The sequence below is a fragment of the Pontibacter beigongshangensis genome (assembly GCF_014332515.1).
Taxonomy (GTDB): domain Bacteria; phylum Bacteroidota; class Bacteroidia; order Cytophagales; family Hymenobacteraceae; genus Pontibacter; species Pontibacter beigongshangensis.
Genome location: NZ_VFSD01000022.1, coordinates 20,503 through 35,953 on the forward strand (window position 1 = coordinate 20,503; position 15,451 = coordinate 35,953).

Sequence of the window (15,451 nt, forward strand, 5' to 3'; positions counted from 1 at the left end):
ACCGGGGTTAGGCATCACTAATAGCATCTCGTAATTATGTTGTTCCCTATGGCTTTGGCTAATCAGAGAAAACCTACCGCAGCTACAGGGCAGAGGAGGTTGCCAGGTGCATCGATTCAGAAGAAACGCCAGTAGCCCTGGCCTTAGGCTCTCGCCCGCAAGCCCACTGCCTGGAGGACAAAATGGGAGAAGCAGGGTGAGAGGATGGAAGCAAGGAAATTTGATCTGGTATTAGGCTGGTTTTTCTTTGCAAACAAGAGGAAATTATTCTAATGAAAAAGGCCCTCCCGAGCCACTGCAGCAGGAACTGCAGTGGCTCGGGAGGGCCTTTCCCTATCCTTTAAAACCTGAAAATCCTATGCCTTGTTTCTTACGCTCTTTTTCTTTTTTAGAGGAGCAGCAGCTGCAGTAGCCAAACGCTCCGGAGGGGCTTTTTCATTAGCATAATTGCGGAAATGCACCTCCGGGTAAATCAACTTTTCTCCTTATACAGCTGCCACCACGGCAGGTAAGGCTTTTCGTGATGCTCGTAGTGATAGCCGAAGAAATAGCAGCTCACAAATGCCCATAGGTGGTTTTTGGATTGGGTGCCGGACTTGTGATGGTTCTGCGGCGCGTGCTCTCCTTTGTGCGGCTGGTAGGTGCCAAAATAAAACAGTTGAAAGGTAGCCAGCACAGCAGGCAGCATCCAGAACAGCACGACATTCTCTACCGGGAAGAAATATTTGAGCACGTTGAACGTAAGGGCCATCAGCAAAATTTGCCACCAGGTAATGTATTGCTTCAGAAAGCTGAGGTACCAGGGCCAGAAGGAGCCGTGGTGGTAGTCGGGGTCCTGCTCGGTGGCCACATGCCGGTGGTGCTGGTGGTGGCGCGGCAGGAGCCGGGGGTACCAGTTGTAAGCAAACAGAAAGGCGGCTACCGTGCCGACCGCCTTGTTCAGGGCTGGCCTGCCCGGAGCGGCCACCCCATGCATGGCATCGTGTGCCGTAATAAACATGCCGGTGTAGAGGTGCGTCTGCAGCAGGACGAACAGATAGGTAAAAGGAGAGGCAGCGTTAACCGGTATCTGAAGCAGGTAGGCCAGCAGCAGAAACCAGGACGTGATAATAACCGCCGCAATAACTATTCCCCGAGAATCTTTCTGTGCTGTTGCTGCCATTTAAAATCCCTCTAAGGCATCCCGCACCTCTTCCATGAGCCAGAGCGGTGTAGACGTAGCCCCACAAATCCCTACCGTGTCGCCGGTTGCAAACCACTCAGGCTGCAGTTCCTCCACCTTCGACACGAACCTGGTTTCCGGGTTCGTGTCTTTGCACACCTGGTAGAGCACCTTCCCGTTAGATGATTTCGTACCTGACACAAAGATAACCTTGTCGAACTGAGCAGCAAACTTACGTAGATCCTTGTCGCGGTTAGAGACCTGCCGGCAGATGGTGTCGTTAGCCGTTACCTCCACCCCCTGCTCTTCCATCACCTGCTTTACCTTGTAAAAATTATCGGTGCTTTTAGTGGTTTGGCTATACAGCGTTACCTGGGCTGGCAAGTCATGCTGCAGCAACTCGTCTATGCTCTCAAAAACTACGGCATTGTTGTTTGTCTGCCCCAGCAGCCCCATCACCTCGGCATGCCCATGCTTGCCGTAAATATAGATCTTCTCGTTTTTGTCGTAAGACGATTTAATCCGGTTCTGGAGTTTGAGCACCACCGGGCACGACGCATCAATTATAGTGAGGTTGTTGGCCAGGGCGGTCTGGTAGGTTTCGGGAGGCTCGCCGTGCGCCCTTATGAGCACAGTTTCGTTGCGGAGTTCCCGGAGCGTGGCATGGTTTATAATGCGCAGCCCTTGCTGCTGCAGGCGCTCCACCTCTTCATCGTTATGCACGATATCGCCCAGGCAATAGAGGTAACCCTGCTCCTCCAGTATTTCTTCCGCCATCTGGATGGCATATACCACGCCAAAGCAGAAGCCGGAATTAGAATCGATTGTGACATGCAGGCTTTTCATACTTGGTTAAACAAGACGTGGCTCAAAATGTTTTTCGGCCTGGCGCTGCCGCAGCCCTTCGTAAATAGAAATGGTGAGCAACAGCATCAGCATAGAGTACATGGTGTCTTCTACCGGAATAGAAACGAGGCGCAGGCCCAGGTTGTAGTCGTTATTATACCACACGATAGGCAAATAAGTAAGCACCCCGTTTACGATCAGAAAAGGAAGCAGGTGCACCAGGTAAGCCATGTAAAACCGCCCCAGAACACGTGTTCCGAACACCCGCAGGTGCACCACATGGAGCACAGCCAGCAGTCCAAACGTAATGGATGTGTACAGGCTGGATAAGTTAAAAACTGCCAATAGCAACAAGACCGGCACCAACACATAGGCAATGGGTTTAGCTGCCGGTTGCAACAGGTCTTTGGTTATATACGCATTCAGCACGTCGTAGATAAACACGCAGGCGTAAGGGACAGTGATAAAAAACAGCACCTCCTCCAGCGGCAGCCCGAAAAGGTTTATCCCCACCAGGTACTCCTCGTTAAAGCCCCAGATCCCGGCCCTTGTGAACAGGGCGTCCCAGAAAATAAAAAACGCGGCATTCAGCAGGATGGCCGGAAAAAGGTAAGGCCAGCTCCTGAAAAAGGCCACTTTCCTGTCGAAGGAGAGCAGCAGCGGAAACAGGATGGTAAAAATATTGAGGTACAGGTAGATATACATTTAGATGGCTATGTTACGCAGGGCCTTTTTTTCTTCTTCGGTGCAATGGTCTTTGGAGAGCATAAAATCGCGCATGGTGCGGGCCCAGTCGGGGGAGATACCTGATCTGGGATGCGCCTTAAGGCTCTCCATAATCACTTTTTTATCTTCTGCGAGGTTGCCGCTCAGGTTAAGGTAGCGCGGCACGTAGTGCTCTACCGTGAAACGCAGAAAATGGATCTCGGGGTTTTCCCTGTCCATCTGCACCGCCTCGTCGAAGAGGGCGGCCGACTGGCGCAGGTGTTTCAGCTTCTGGTAAGGGTTCCAGACATATTTTGCCATGGTCGCCTCCGACACTGCTTTGTAGGCCAGCAGCACCGGCTCCTTCTCCTTATAGTCGCTCATGAGCTCATAGAAACGCTTGCCCGCATCACTGTCCTGGCTGGCGGCCAGGTACTTTTTCCTTAACTCTGATAAATTATAATTGCTTGCATTGTTACCCAGGGCCATGCCTGTTGCACACAACAGGAAAAGAAGTAGAAATTTTCTCACGTTAAATCACATTTAGTCTATACCTGACATAGGAGCCAAGCAAAAGTGCCAGCTTTGTATTGTCGGGAATTCTTACGCGCTCCTGCAGTATATGGGTTGCGGGCAGGTGCTGTATCCGCTTAAAAAGCTTCAGGTAATACACATAGGCCAGGTACACCCCCATGCGGGCTCCCCGGGGCAAAGCCAGTATGCCCTTATAAGCGTCCTCAAAATCTTTTACAATATCGGCCTCTATCTCGGCTTTGCTTAAGTTATTAAAACTTTTGATATCTACCTTCGGAAAATACACCCGGCCCCGCTCATCGTAGTCGCTTTTGAAGTCGCGCAGGAAGTTTACCTTCTGAAAAGCGGCCCCCAGGCTGCAGGCGGGTTTCTTCAGGCGCTCGAACATCTCCTGATCTCCCTCACAGAACACCTTCAGGCACATGAGCCCCACCACCTCGGCAGATCCATAGATATACTCCTCGTACAAAGCCCTGTCGTATATCTGATCATCGAGGTCCATCTCCATGCTTTTCAGGAAAGCATCTATGTAACACTTATCGATGCCGTACTGTTGCACGACCTCCTGGAAGGCCTGCAGCACCGGGTTCAGGCTGATGCGCCTCTCCAGCGCTTCACAGGTCTGCCTTTTAAAGTCCTGCAGCAGCTCCCGCTTCTCATAGTCATGAAAGGTGTCCACGATCTCATCGGCCAAACGCACAAACCCATAGATGGCATATATCGGAAAATGGAATTTACGGTGTAGGGTTTTTATGCCTAAGGTAAAGGAGGTACTGTAGGCCTCGGTAATAACTTTGCTGCACTTCAGGCAAGTTTGGTTGAATAACTCCATGAACAAACTGGTTTTTATGATTTTTTAATGAGGCTCTTTTGCTTTTACGGTGAAAAGTCAAAAAAAGTCGCTAAGCTATAACGGCCACCTGATGTTCCTTCACAATTTCTTTCGCCACCACCTGCCCCGATATAAGGGACGGAGGCACTCCGGGGCCGGGAACGGTCAGCTGACCAGTATAATACAGGTTGTGTACTTTTTTACTTTTCAGGCCTGGCTTGAGGAGCGCAGTTTGCATTAAAGTATTGGCGAGTCCGTAGGCATTGCCTTTAAAGGCATGGTAATCCGACTCGAAATCCTGGTGGGCATAGCTGCGTTTGTACACCACACTGCTCCTGGTCTCCTGTTTTGTGAGCTGCTCCAACCGGTCCATCACCAAGTGGTAATATTTTTCCCGAATCTCCTCGGTATCGGCAAGTCCGGGTGCCACCGGTATCAGCACAAACAGGTTCTCGCAGCCTTCCGGTGCCACACTGGCATCTGTTACAGAAGGGGCCGACACATAAAACAAGGGCTTGGCGGGCCATTTAGGGTCGGTGTAAATCTCGTGGGCATGCGGCCCGAAGTCTTCGTCGAAAAACAGGTTATGGTGGTTCAGGTTGTGCAGCCGCTTGCTTACGCCCAGGTAAAAGATCAGCGACGAAGGTGCCATCACGCGGTCGTTCCAGTATTTGTCGGAGTAGCTCCGGTACATGTCAGGCAGCAGCTGCTTCTCTACATGATGATAGTCCGCACTGGCCACCACCAGGTCTGCCTCATAGTAATCGGTGGCTGTTTCTACGCCGGTAGCCACACCAGCTATAACCCGTATTTCCCGCACCTCCTGGTTATACAAAAACCGGACACCCTGATCCTCTGCCAGCTGCACCATGCCTTCCACAATCTTATACATGCCGCCCATCGGGTACCAGGTGCCAAGGCTGATGTCGGCGTAGTTCATCAGGCTGTAGAGCGCAGGCGTGTTCTCGGGCAGGGCACCCAGAAACAGGATCGGGAACTCCATGAGCTTGATGATCTTCGGGTGCCTGAAAAAACGCCTGATATGCTTATGGAACGACTGAAAAACGTCCATCCGCACCACATCGTACAGCAGTTTCAGGCTCATGAACTCCCCCACCGACCTGCCGGGTTTATAGACGAGCTCATTGATGCCTACTTTGTATTTATAAGCTGCCTGCCGAAGGAACTCGTCGAGCAAAAGGCCGCTGCCTGGCTCCAGCTCCTCGAACATGGCCCGCAGCTTATCTGTGGCAGCAGGCACCTGCATAAAATCGTCTTCACCAAAAATCACGGTATAGGAAGGGTCCAGGCGCTTGAGCTGGTAATAGTCGGCGGTGCTTTTGCCAAAGTTCCGGAAATAAGCTTCGAACACATCGGGCATCCAATACCAGCTGGGGCCCATATCGAAGGTATAGCCCTGGGCAGCGAAGCTTCGGGCTCTGCCGCCCGGTGTGCTGTTTTTCTCCAACACCGTTACATCAAAGCCTTCAGCAGCCAGGCTGGAAGCAGCCGACAGGCCAGAGAAACCGGAGCCGATGACAATTACTTTTTTCCGAATCATATACAAAGTTTAACAAGCATGTCTGTTCAGGCACCCGCCTGGTAAGTTTTGAGCATGGCCTTGAGCTCCTGCCGGGCAATAAAGATGCGATTTTTAACGGTACCGATAGGAATTTTGAGTGTCTCCGCGATTTCCAGATACTTATAACCGACATAGTACATCATAAACGGCGTACGGTGCTCTTCCTGCAAGGCCTCGATGGCAGATTGAATATCGTTCATGACGAAAGTAGCGGTACCTTTGTTTTGGGTAGTAAAATTTTCGTCGTTGTTAAGGTGGTGCAGAAACTCATCGAAATCGGAATTGCTGCTGCGTTTGGTCACCTTGTTATAATTGTTGATGAACGAATTGCGCATAATGGTAAACAACCACGCCTTCAGGTTTGTGCCAGGCGAGAACTTGTCCCGGTTTAGCAGCGCCTTCAGCAGGGTTTCCTGCACAAGGTCTTTGGCATCGTCTGCGTCCTGGGTGAGGCGCATGGCCGCCTGACGCATGTTCTGTGCCATAAGCTGCACATGATTACTAAATTCCAGAGCTGTCATATCTGTTTAACGTTTTTGATATTTACGTAAACATATTAATCAGGTTAATCAATAACAAGCATTTTTGTTTAATTTTTATTTCATAATGTTAAACAGACTAACTTCTGCTTGCTGCATCTTATTCCCGCCGAAGAATTTGTATTAAGATCCAGCAGCCCTAACTGAGGAATTTGTAAAGCACAGCGCACAAATCCGAATAGAATGCATTAGGAGCTGGCAAGAAAGGTTGCCAGCAGTAAAATGCCAACAAAGCCAGCTTGTAGAGCAGCAGCCCAAGGCTCCGGAGGGGCTTTTTGATTAGGATAATTTAATTAATGTGCTGATTTTCCAATTTGAAAATGAGAGGATGTGGAAATGTGGAAATGAATTCAGCTGGGTTAAAAACAGCAGCCAGCTCTTAACTATTTAAGCTGGTCCTGTGCCCTGTGCCCTTTTTAAAGATGAGCTCCGGAGGGGGTATTTCATTACAATAATTCCAGAAGTCTGCTGTATGAGCCGCAGGTTCAGCGTGCTTCGCTTATCAGAGCCATGAACTCCTGCATACAGGAAAGGCGCTTTACGTTGGCCGGAAAGCTCAGAAAATCATACTGCACCTGGTGTCCATACACGCAGATGGTGGACTCTGGAAAAGATTTGGAGAGATTGTCGATATAGTGCTGCACCTCGCCTCGCTCCGGGCTGGAGGTAAGCACCGTGCACAGGTAATCGGCTTTAAAATGCTGGTAGCACAGCTGCAGGTCCTCGAACGGAAGACTCTGCCCCAGGTACAGCGTGTAGATTTGGAGAGAACGCAGCAGGTAGTTCATGTACAGGAGGGCGATCTCGTGCATCTCGCCCTCGGGCAAAAAGAGCATGTAGGTCAGCTGGCCTTCTTTGCGCCGCACCACCTGCCCGTCTATGGCTACCAGGAGCTTCTGCCGGATCAGGTTGCTGATGAAATGCTCATGGGCCGGACTAATATTGCCGGTCTGCCACAGAATCCCGATTTTTTTTAGGAAGGGGTACACCACCTCCTGCATCATCTGCTGAAACCCGAGCTGCAGCGTGGCAGTAGACAAAACCTTGTCGAAAAGCGCCTCGTCCAGGTCCAGCATAGAGGTTATCAGCCCGTTGATGTGGTGGTCGAATTCGTAGGACTGCTCGCTGAGGTGCTGCACCATCTGCGCCACCTCGCTTTTACTCATTTTCGCGATCTTGGAGATTTTTATGCCTTTCTCGTTGAGCAGCGAGATGTTGAGCAGCCACTTCAGGTCCTCATCGTCGTAGTAGCGGATGTTGGTATCGGTTCTGGAGGGTTCCAGTATCTGGTAGCGCTGCTCCCAGATACGGATGGTATGCGCCTTGATGCCTGAAAGATGTTCCAGTTCCTTAATAGAGTAAAGAGCCACGGTTTGTCTGCTTCTGTTTCCTGATTGAGTTAGAAGCTAACCGAAAATACCTGGGAGCCACCCAAAGCATGCCAAAAGATTCGGATCCATGCTTGCCAGGCACCTTGTGGTGCACTTTGTGGGCCATATTTAGGGCCCGCAGGTAAGCATTGGACGTTTTGCCGAAAATTTTGAGCCTGCGATGGATCAGCACATCGTGTATCAGAAAATAAGCTGCGCCATAAAGGGTAATGCCTGCCCCTATCCAGAAGCGGTAATCCAGCGGGCTTTCTCCGAACACAAAAAAAAGCATGGCCAGAATACCGTAATAGGCGAAAAACAGGTCGTTCAGCTCAAAAGCGTGCTGGTGCCTGGTATGGTGCGACTTATGCAGGAACCACATAAAACCGTGCAGCACATATTTGTGCATGGCCCAGGCCACACCCTCCATGGCTACAAACGTCAATATCATGATTCCAATGCCGGTTAGCATATCGAACAAACAGCAAGATGAACAAATGGTTTTAGAAATTAAAAAATATAATTACCAGCTAACCCGTTCTTTGTTCAGAAAAGCGGCAATTCCGCGTTGGCAGTCTTCGCTGCTGCGGGCCACGGCATTCATTTCGGCTGCGTACTGCAGCGCATCTTCCAAAGATTTGCCCTGTACCCGCGCGATCATATCTTTGGTTACTTCCATCGACTGGCGGGAGTTTTCGGTGCAAAGCTTCTGGGCGAAGGCAAACACTTTCTCTTCCAGCTCATCGGCAGGCACCACATAGTTCACCAGCCCGAACAACTGTGCCTCCTGGGCAGTTACCAGGTCACCGGTGAGCAGGAGCTGCTTGGCCCGGGCCTCCCCTATTTTACGGAGCAGGAACACCTTCACAATAGCCGGAATAAAGCCGATCTTCACTTCGGTGTAGCCAAATTTGGCTTCCGGCACCGTAAAGGCAAAATCACAGACCGTGGCCAGCCCGCAGCCGCCGCCAATGGCATGCCCGTTCACCTGCGCGATCACCACCTTTTTCAGGGTGTAAATTGTCCGGAACAGCTCCATCAGGTGCGTGGAGTCGGCCAGGTTGTCCTGGTAGTTGTATTTCTGCAGCAGTTGCAGGTATTCCAGGTCAGCGCCGGCACAAAACACCTTGCCTTCGGCCCGGAATACGACTACCTTGCAGTTTTCGTCATCCTCGGCCCGGGTAAAGGCACGCTTCAGCTCCAGCACCACCTCGAAATTAAGGGCATTTCGCTTTTCAGCGCGGGCCATGGTAATGTAGCCCACCCGGTCCTTCACATGGTAGTGTACAAAATCCATCACTTGCTTTTCAGCAGCATTTATTGTATCAGTCATAATTCAGAAAGTTTTTGAGATGAACCTGCACTGGCCTTCCCGAAAACAGGTAACAGCAACAGGCCTCTCCATGTTCAGCCATTTGCCCTGTCCCGGCTACGCTGATTTGCTTTTCCGGCAACCTCAAGCAGCAGACATCCATTAAATAACAAAAAATACAGAGACTATCCAACATCTCCCACTCCCAATTGGTTACCTTGGTAGTTCAAAATAGAACTCAGGCTATATTACGCCTCCTCACCACTACAACAACCGCACCATAAAACCAGCATAAGTCCCTTCCTCTGTCAATACGCAGCGCAAATAAATTAAGCTTCAAATTAACCCGGATCTTTTAAACTGTTTACCAAATTATATAGCGCTTAAGGATGCTAAAAATTGCCTTGTCCTCAAAACTTTAGCTAAAAATCACTCGTAAAAACAAAACCTGTTGCTAACTAACGTTAGTTTGATTATCTTTACTAATTCTGAAGAGGAGAATTACCAGCTCAGGCCACGATCCTGGCTAAAGCCCAAATGAAGCACCTATTTATCAACTTGGATTTATCTTAGTTAAAAATAGCAAAGAGCGGCAACAAAAAACTACATCTGCATCTTCTTTTCAGATTTGGTAAGTGTTAGTAACAATCTATAATTGCCGGGCTGTCTTCAGTCCGGCTTTTTTAGCTGAACCAAAAAAACAGAGCGCTTATGTATGGGGGTGGAAATACTTTTGAGGCCATAAAGGCAGAGGGATTAGAAGAAGAAGACGCGCGAAAGATGGCCGAGTTTGAGGGGCGCATTGCGCAGGGTGAAAAGATTGAGCCTGACGACTGGATGCCCCGGCTCTACCGCCAGCAGCTCATCCGGATGATTGAGCAGCATGCGCATTCCGAAATTATCGGCGCCCTGCCCGAAGGCACCTGGATTACGCGCGCACCGGGCTTCCGGCGCAAGCTGGCCCTGATGGCCAAAGTGCAGGACGAGGTGGGCCACGCGCAGCTGCTCTACAGTGCGGCCGAGACCCTGGGGAAATCGCGGGAGGAGATGCTCACCGACCTGATCAACGGGAAATCGAAATACTCTAACGTTTTTAACTACCCCACCTACACCTGGGCCGACTCCTGCATTATATCGTGGCTGATAGATGCCGGGGCCATCGTGAACCAGATGGCCAACTCCAAAGGCTCCTATGGCCCCTATTGCCGGGCGCTGGAGCGCATCTGCGCCGAAGAGGCCTTCCACCTGAAGTACGGACACGACTCGGTGGTGTACATGGCCACCGGCTCGTCCATACAGCGCCAGATGGTGCAGGAGGCCCTGAACCGCTGGTGGAGCCAGATCATGACCTTTTTTGGCCCCTCCGACAAGCTAAGCGTACACACCGAGACCCTCATGCGCTGGAAAGTCAAAATGGCCTCGAACGATGAGTGCCGCCAGCAGTACCTCGACATGTACGTGCCCAAAATTCTGGAACTCGGCCTGACCATTCCGGACCCGCTCCTGAAAAAGAACGAGGATACCGGGCAATGGGAATACACCGAGCCCGACTGGGACGAGTTCAGAAGGGTGATAAACGGAGACGGCCCCTGCAATGCCGAACGCCTGGGCGTACGACGCATGGCCGAAGAACGGGGAGCCTGGGTACGACTCGCCCTAAAAAACCCAACCGCCAAATACGTAAGGCCACTGGCTTGATTTTTTAGGAAGAGAGAGAGGGTGAGAGACACAACTCTTAGCTATATAGACTATTTAAGCGTGCCCTGTTTCAGCAGCAGCAAAAGGTCCGGAGGGGCATTTTCATTGGAATAATTGGCACGAACCTATTGGAGCCTGTGCCTGATCCATGATTTGAGTAAAAGTAAATGAGTAACGAGTAAGCAGCATTAAACTCAGTGGCTCTGATTGTTAACCTTAAAAGTTTAAAATTATGTCGCTGAAGTCTTTAGATCCCAGAATTAACCGTTTGAACCTGCCGGATGGGGAGCAGCCTCCTATGGAGCCTAAAGCGGCATTCGATCAGTTTGAAACGTACGAGGTGTTTGCCCAGAAGCGCGACAACACGCCTTTTACCTATGCAGGCCCGGTGCACGCGCCCAATGCCGATGTGGCTTTCCTGTTCGCTAAAGAGCAGTACAGCCGCCGGTCCGCCTGCAGTGGCCTGTGGGTGGTGCAGACCCGGCACATCATGGTGTCGCCTTACGCCAACGACGATGAATGCATCTACGACACCTTCAAGGTGGAAATACCTGAACACACTGCCTGGCCGCTGGAGTCTTACGAAGTGTTTCACTTGAAAAAACGAGGGAAAGCCCATACACACATAGGGCGTGTAGGCGCTACCTCGTACCAGGAAGCTTACCACAAAGCTAAACAGGCCTTTGCTGCCCAACATCCTGCCGTTAACATGTGGGTGGTTAAATCGAAGAACGTGCTGCAGTCGGCTGAGGAAGACCGCGATATGTGGCTGACCCTGCCAGAAAAAAAATACCGCGAGCCCGCCGCCTACAAAGTGCTTGACAGAATAAAAAGCTTTAAGGAGAAGCAGCAAAAAGCCTTAAATAAATGAAAGAGGAAGCAATAAAAGACCTGCTCTACAAAATTGCCGATGACCAACTGATACTGGGGCACCGCAACTCAGAGTGGACCGGGCTGGGCCCCATTCTGGAAGAAGACATTGCCTTCTCGTCGATGGCGCAGGACAAGATCGGGCATAGCCTGGCCTTCTATACCCTGCTGCACGAGCTGGGTGAGGCAGAGCCTGATCTGCTTGCCTTCTCCCGAAGCGCCACGCAGTTTCACAACAGCCAGTTTACGGAGTTGCCAAACGGCGAGTTTGATTACAGCCTCATCCGCCACTTCCTCTACGACAACGCCGAAGCCATTCGGTTCGAGAAACTGAGCCACTCCGGCTACGAACCCATTGCCAAAGTAGCCACCAAGCTGAAGGGCGAGATCAAGTACCATGTGCTCCATGCCAACACCTGGATCCGGAACCTGGGCTCCTCTACCGAAGAAGCCATTAGCAGGCTGCAGAACTCCCTGAACAGCCTGATGCCTTATGCGCTCGGCATGTTTGAGTTATCGGTGTATGAGCAGGTGCTCATAGACACCGGTATATATGCAGGCGAGGAGGCCATAAAAGAAGAGTGGCTAACCCGCATACAGCAGGTGCTGGCTAGCACGGAGCTTACCATGCCAGATATCCCCAGCCAAACACCTATGCTGGGCGGCCGCTACGGCACCCACACCAAACACCTGCAACCCTTGTTGAACGAGATGGCCGAAGTCATAAAAATAGACCCTACGGCTGAGTGGTAACATGGTGCTGCAGAAAGAAGACATACTGACCCTGCTGGAGGAGGTAAAGGACCCGGAGATACCGGTTCTGTCGCTCGTGGACCTGGGCGTGATCACGGGGGTGGACATAGCCGAAGACGGCCACGTAACCGTGAACATGACCCCCACCTTTGCCGGCTGCCCCGCCATGGATTACATGAAGAAAGATGTGGAGCAAACCCTGGCCCGCCACGGCATCAGCAGCTACACAGTGCGGATGTCGTTCGATGACCCCTGGAACAGCAACAAGCTCACCGAGAAAGGCCGCGCCGCTCTCAAAAACTTCGGCCTGGCACCTCCCCCTACCTACGATCTCATTCTGGACCTCGACATTCTGGAGTACGCCACCTGCCCCAACTGCCAAAGCACCAACACCACTATGCGCTCTCCCTTCGGCCCCACCCTCTGCCGCGCCCTGCACTACTGCAACGACTGCCACCAGATGTTCGAGCAGTTTAAGCCTTTATGATTTGAAGATTTGGAGATGTGAAGATGTGGAGATGAATTCGCCTGATTTGAGAAGAGCGAACAACTCTTTACTTTTCACTCCGTAAGCGTTCCCTTATCTGCAGAGGCAGTAAAATGCGCTGAAGGGGCAAATTCATTGGAATAATTCATGCACGGAGAGGCTGAAATGAAAAAGGACAGCCAATCTGACTGCCCTTTCACATTAACAAAACCAATATTGAACAATTATATAACTTACACGTCGTCAGTTTTATTGCCCTCTGTCACTGCTAATAATTCCTGCGGCTTATTGCTGGTAATATCAAGCGCTTCCATTTGCTGTATGATCGTTTCCTTTTGGGTCAGGAACGTTGGCAGATCTTTTTTCCTGACAGGCTCTGCTTCCGGCAACTTTACCTTTAAACCATCTACCTGCTTGCCGTTTTTCCAGAACCGGTAGCATAGGTGCGGGCCGGTGGCCAGGCCAGTGCTGCCTACATACCCGATGGTCTGCCCCTGCTGTACCCGCACGCCGGCCTTGATGCCTTTCGCGAATTTAGACATGTGCAGGTATTGAGTGGTGTAGGTGCCGTTATGCTTAATTTTTACGTAGTTGCCATTGCCGCGCGTATACCGGGCTTCCACTACCACGCCGTCGCCCACTGTTCGGATCGGGGTGCCGGTGCGGGCGGCAAAGTCGGTGCCAAGGTGCGGCTTGTTCCTTTTCTGAACCGGGTGGAAACGTTTCATGGTGTAGCGGGAGCTGATGCGGCTATACTCCAGCGGCTCCCGCAGAAAGGCTTTTTTCAGGCTTTTGCCATCCTGGTCGTAATAGCCGGTTTTATCATTCTGGTCGAAGGCGATGGCATAAAGCGGCTTGCCCTGGTGCTCAAAATAAGCAGCTTTTAACCTGCCGAAGCCGATGGTGGTGCCGTTCACGACTTTTTCTTCATAAATAAGTTTGAACTTGTCGCCAGGCTGGATGCGGTTCAGGTCCAGGCGCCAGGCATAGATATCGGCAAAGTTGTTAACGAGTTGCGCCGAGCCTCCGGCCTTTAACATAGAGGCATAGAGCGAGTGGCTGATTTCTCCGGAGATGGCTTTCTCTACCACCTCCATCTCTCGCTTTACCTTCTTCACCTCCAGGTCGCCCCGCAGGTCGTATATAATATACTCTACTTTGTTGGGTTCAAAAATAAAATACTGCGCCGTACGGGCCGAATCTTTTGCATGAAGCACAATGTATTTTTGCTTGGCGTTAATCTTCCTGACATCAAATATCCCCTTTGCCTTAGAAGCCAGCTTATCGATGGTGACAGCAGAAATGTTATACTTTGCCAGAATAACCGACAGGTTCTGCCCCCGCTCCACCTCGCCTTTCGCTATCCTCATCGAGTCTGTCGCGATGCCATATACTATGGGTGCAGGCCCTTGTTCTTCCTCCTCCAGCTCTTCCGAATGCTGGGCGAAACCCTCAGTTTCTTCTGTAAGTTCATCAGAATTGGAAAGGAAAGTGTCGAAAGGCTGACAGGTTGTAAAAAAAATTAATAGAGAACTGATAATCAGGATCGAAAATCCGATTTTACGCTTAAACATTGTACTGGTGGCTTTGGTTGAAATTTGATGCTAAAATATAAGTAAAACAATAGAATTAAAAATATATAGGCAGACAATAATCAGAAAGTAAACCAGTTGCCGGCAGCCAGCAGCTGTTGCCCGCAAACACGACAGAAATTATTCTAATGGTTTTGGCCCTCCGGAGCTCTTGCTGCTGCTGAAGAAGAAGGACACAAGACGCAGGACCCGCTTAAACAGTTAAAAGATAAAAGTTATGAGTTTATCACTTTTGATAGTTTTCGCTTGCCGCTCATTTCCAAATCTTCACATTTTCAGATCTTCAAATTGAGAAATCTTTTCTAACTTTGACCCTTATGAAAACATTAGAAGGAAAAGTAGCTCTCGTAACAGGAGCATCTAAAGGCATTGGCCGAGCCATCGCACAAAAGTTTGTGGAGATGGGTGCCCAGGTAGCGTTCACCTACCTGTCGAGTGTTGAAAAAGGACAGCAGCTGGAGCAGGAACTTACTGCCCACGGCGGGAAAGCGAAAGGCTTCCGATCCGATGCCGCAGACAATGCCCAGGCAGAGAAACTGGTGGAAGACGTGATCAGCGAATTCGGCAAAATCGACATCCTGGTAAACAACGCCGGCATTACCCGCGACGGACTGCTGATGCGCATGAGCGTGGAGCATTGGGACGCCGTGATCAACACTAACCTGAAATCTGTTTTCAACCTCACCAAATCGGCCACCAAGCACATGATGCGTGCCAAAACTGGCTCCATTATCAATATTACGTCGGTGGTGGGCATTAAAGGAAACGCAGGCCAGGCCAACTACGCAGCTTCTAAAGCAGGCATTATTGGCTTTACCAAATCGGTGGCGCTGGAGCTGGGCTCCCGTAACATCCGTTGCAACGCCGTAGCCCCAGGCTTTATCGAAACCGAAATGACTGGCGAGCTGGACCAGAAAGTAGTGGATGAGTGGCGCAAGGCTATTCCGCTGAAACGCGGCGGAACACCAGCCGACGTGGCCAACTGTGTGGCTTTCCTCGCTTCTGATGATGCGGCTTATATCTCCGGCCAGGTGCTGCAGGTAGATGGGGGCATGCTGACCTAAGCTTCGTGAATTAGAAATTAAAAATTATGAATTATAAATTAATTTGTGAATTTTAATCGTAGTAAGACTTTGTATAACATGCTAAACATATAAGAGGTCCGTTAT

Annotated in this window: 16 protein-coding genes; 5 read left to right on the forward strand and 11 right to left on the reverse strand. The window is 50.6% G+C overall.

Annotated features, from left to right (window positions below):
• Positions 1-472 precede the first annotated feature (472 nt).
• The 10 genes from FJM74_RS16830 to FJM74_RS16875 form a co-directional block, all read right to left on the reverse strand.
• Positions 473-1,162 (reverse strand): fatty acid desaturase, encoded by a 690-nt coding sequence (locus FJM74_RS16830; protein WP_187263804.1) that lies wholly within the window; start codon positions 1,160-1,162, stop codon positions 473-475.
• Positions 1,163-2,008 (reverse strand): 4-hydroxy-3-methylbut-2-enyl diphosphate reductase, encoded by an 846-nt coding sequence (locus FJM74_RS16835; protein ID WP_187263805.1) that lies wholly within the window; start codon positions 2,006-2,008, stop codon positions 1,163-1,165. It lies immediately after the preceding gene.
• A 6-nt stretch (positions 2,009-2,014) separates the two neighbouring features.
• The gene (locus FJM74_RS16840) at positions 2,015-2,713 is read right to left on the reverse strand and encodes a lycopene cyclase domain-containing protein (protein ID WP_187263806.1); all 699 of its coding nucleotides are present in this window, start codon (positions 2,711-2,713) and stop codon (positions 2,015-2,017) included.
• Positions 2,714-3,244 carry a hypothetical protein gene (locus FJM74_RS16845; protein ID WP_317175576.1) on the reverse strand — a complete coding sequence of 177 codons (531 nt, stop codon included), beginning with the start codon at positions 3,242-3,244 and terminating at the stop codon, positions 2,714-2,716.
• A gap of 1 nt (position 3,245) precedes the next feature.
• Complete coding sequence (locus tag FJM74_RS16850; RefSeq protein WP_187263807.1) at positions 3,246-4,079, reverse strand: phytoene/squalene synthase family protein; 834 nt, start codon at positions 4,077-4,079, stop codon at positions 3,246-3,248.
• A gap of 70 nt (positions 4,080-4,149) precedes the next feature.
• On the reverse strand, positions 4,150-5,640 hold the full coding sequence (locus FJM74_RS16855) for a phytoene desaturase family protein (protein ID WP_187263808.1): 1,491 nt from the start codon (positions 5,638-5,640) through the stop codon (positions 4,150-4,152).
• Positions 5,641-5,666: 26 nt separating this feature from the next.
• Positions 5,667-6,182 carry an RNA polymerase sigma factor gene (locus FJM74_RS16860; protein ID WP_187263809.1) on the reverse strand — a complete coding sequence of 172 codons (516 nt, stop codon included), beginning with the start codon at positions 6,180-6,182 and terminating at the stop codon, positions 5,667-5,669.
• A 503-nt stretch (positions 6,183-6,685) separates the two neighbouring features.
• Positions 6,686-7,570, reverse strand: a complete 885-nt coding sequence (locus tag FJM74_RS16865) for a MerR family transcriptional regulator (RefSeq protein WP_187263810.1) — start codon at positions 7,568-7,570, stop codon at positions 6,686-6,688.
• Entirely contained in the window at positions 7,551-8,021 is a 471-nt protein-coding gene (locus tag FJM74_RS16870; protein ID WP_241739219.1) for a sterol desaturase family protein, read from the reverse strand. The genes FJM74_RS16865 and FJM74_RS16870 overlap by 20 nt, the downstream gene beginning before the upstream one ends.
• A 72-nt stretch (positions 8,022-8,093) precedes the next feature.
• Positions 8,094-8,903: an enoyl-CoA hydratase/isomerase family protein gene (locus FJM74_RS16875; RefSeq protein WP_241739220.1), complete on the reverse strand. Its 810-nt coding sequence runs from the start codon at positions 8,901-8,903 to the stop codon at positions 8,094-8,096.
• Between the two features lie 690 nt (positions 8,904-9,593).
• On the opposite strand from FJM74_RS16875, the gene paaA reads away from it, so the two are divergent.
• The 4 genes from paaA (at position 9,594) to paaD (ending at position 12,690) form a co-directional block, all read left to right on the forward strand.
• Positions 9,594-10,580, forward strand: coding sequence for a 1,2-phenylacetyl-CoA epoxidase subunit PaaA (paaA, locus tag FJM74_RS16880; protein WP_187263812.1), 987 nt, complete (start codon positions 9,594-9,596; stop codon positions 10,578-10,580).
• A 232-nt stretch (positions 10,581-10,812) separates the two neighbouring features.
• On the forward strand, positions 10,813-11,451 hold the full coding sequence (locus FJM74_RS16885; protein ID WP_187263813.1) for a phenylacetic acid degradation b: 639 nt from the start codon (positions 10,813-10,815) through the stop codon (positions 11,449-11,451).
• Positions 11,448-12,203 carry a 1,2-phenylacetyl-CoA epoxidase subunit PaaC gene (gene paaC / locus FJM74_RS16890; RefSeq protein WP_187263814.1) on the forward strand — a complete coding sequence of 252 codons (756 nt, stop codon included), beginning with the start codon at positions 11,448-11,450 and terminating at the stop codon, positions 12,201-12,203. Before FJM74_RS16885 ends, paaC begins: the two co-directional genes overlap by 4 nt.
• Before the next feature lies 1 nt (position 12,204).
• Positions 12,205-12,690, forward strand: a complete 486-nt coding sequence (paaD, locus tag FJM74_RS16895) for a 1,2-phenylacetyl-CoA epoxidase subunit PaaD (protein WP_187263815.1) — start codon at positions 12,205-12,207, stop codon at positions 12,688-12,690.
• 233 nt (positions 12,691-12,923) lie between these two features.
• Here paaD and FJM74_RS16900 read toward each other — a convergent pair whose 3' ends face one another.
• On the reverse strand, positions 12,924-14,264 hold the full coding sequence (locus FJM74_RS16900) for a peptidoglycan DD-metalloendopeptidase family protein (protein ID WP_187263816.1): 1,341 nt from the start codon (positions 14,262-14,264) through the stop codon (positions 12,924-12,926).
• A gap of 335 nt (positions 14,265-14,599) precedes the next feature.
• Between FJM74_RS16900 and fabG the strand changes: the two genes are divergently transcribed.
• A complete protein-coding gene (fabG, locus tag FJM74_RS16905; protein WP_187263817.1) occupies positions 14,600-15,346 on the forward strand; it encodes a 3-oxoacyl-[acyl-carrier-protein] reductase in 747 nt (248 codons plus the stop codon).
• Positions 15,347-15,451: the final 105 nt, after the last annotated feature.

What these genes read in the sequence shown, in the direction of transcription:
- FJM74_RS16830 (WP_187263804.1), bottom strand. Translation starts at nt 1,162, where the DNA reads ATGGCAGCAACAGCACAGAAAGATTCTCGGGGAATAGTTATTGCGGCG.
- FJM74_RS16835 (WP_187263805.1), bottom strand. Translation starts at nt 2,008, where the DNA reads ATGAAAAGCCTGCATGTCACAATCGATTCTAATTCCGGCTTCTGCTTT.
- FJM74_RS16840 (WP_187263806.1), bottom strand. Translation starts at nt 2,713, where the DNA reads ATGTATATCTACCTGTACCTCAATATTTTTACCATCCTGTTTCCGCTG.
- FJM74_RS16850 (WP_187263807.1), bottom strand. Translation starts at nt 4,079, where the DNA reads ATGGAGTTATTCAACCAAACTTGCCTGAAGTGCAGCAAAGTTATTACC.
- FJM74_RS16855 (WP_187263808.1), bottom strand. Translation starts at nt 5,640, where the DNA reads ATGATTCGGAAAAAAGTAATTGTCATCGGCTCCGGTTTCTCTGGCCTG.
- FJM74_RS16860 (WP_187263809.1), bottom strand. Translation starts at nt 6,182, where the DNA reads ATGACAGCTCTGGAATTTAGTAATCATGTGCAGCTTATGGCACAGAAC.
- FJM74_RS16870 (WP_241739219.1), bottom strand. Translation starts at nt 8,021, where the DNA reads ATGATATTGACGTTTGTAGCCATGGAGGGTGTGGCCTGGGCCATGCAC.
- FJM74_RS16875 (WP_241739220.1), bottom strand. Translation starts at nt 8,903, where the DNA reads ATGACTGATACAATAAATGCTGCTGAAAAGCAAGTGATGGATTTTGTA.
- paaA (WP_187263812.1), top strand. Translation starts at nt 9,594, where the DNA reads ATGTATGGGGGTGGAAATACTTTTGAGGCCATAAAGGCAGAGGGATTA.
- FJM74_RS16885 (WP_187263813.1), top strand. Translation starts at nt 10,813, where the DNA reads ATGTCGCTGAAGTCTTTAGATCCCAGAATTAACCGTTTGAACCTGCCG.
- paaC (WP_187263814.1), top strand. Translation starts at nt 11,448, where the DNA reads ATGAAAGAGGAAGCAATAAAAGACCTGCTCTACAAAATTGCCGATGAC.
- paaD (WP_187263815.1), top strand. Translation starts at nt 12,205, where the DNA reads ATGGTGCTGCAGAAAGAAGACATACTGACCCTGCTGGAGGAGGTAAAG.
- FJM74_RS16900 (WP_187263816.1), bottom strand. Translation starts at nt 14,264, where the DNA reads ATGTTTAAGCGTAAAATCGGATTTTCGATCCTGATTATCAGTTCTCTA.
- fabG (WP_187263817.1), top strand. Translation starts at nt 14,600, where the DNA reads ATGAAAACATTAGAAGGAAAAGTAGCTCTCGTAACAGGAGCATCTAAA.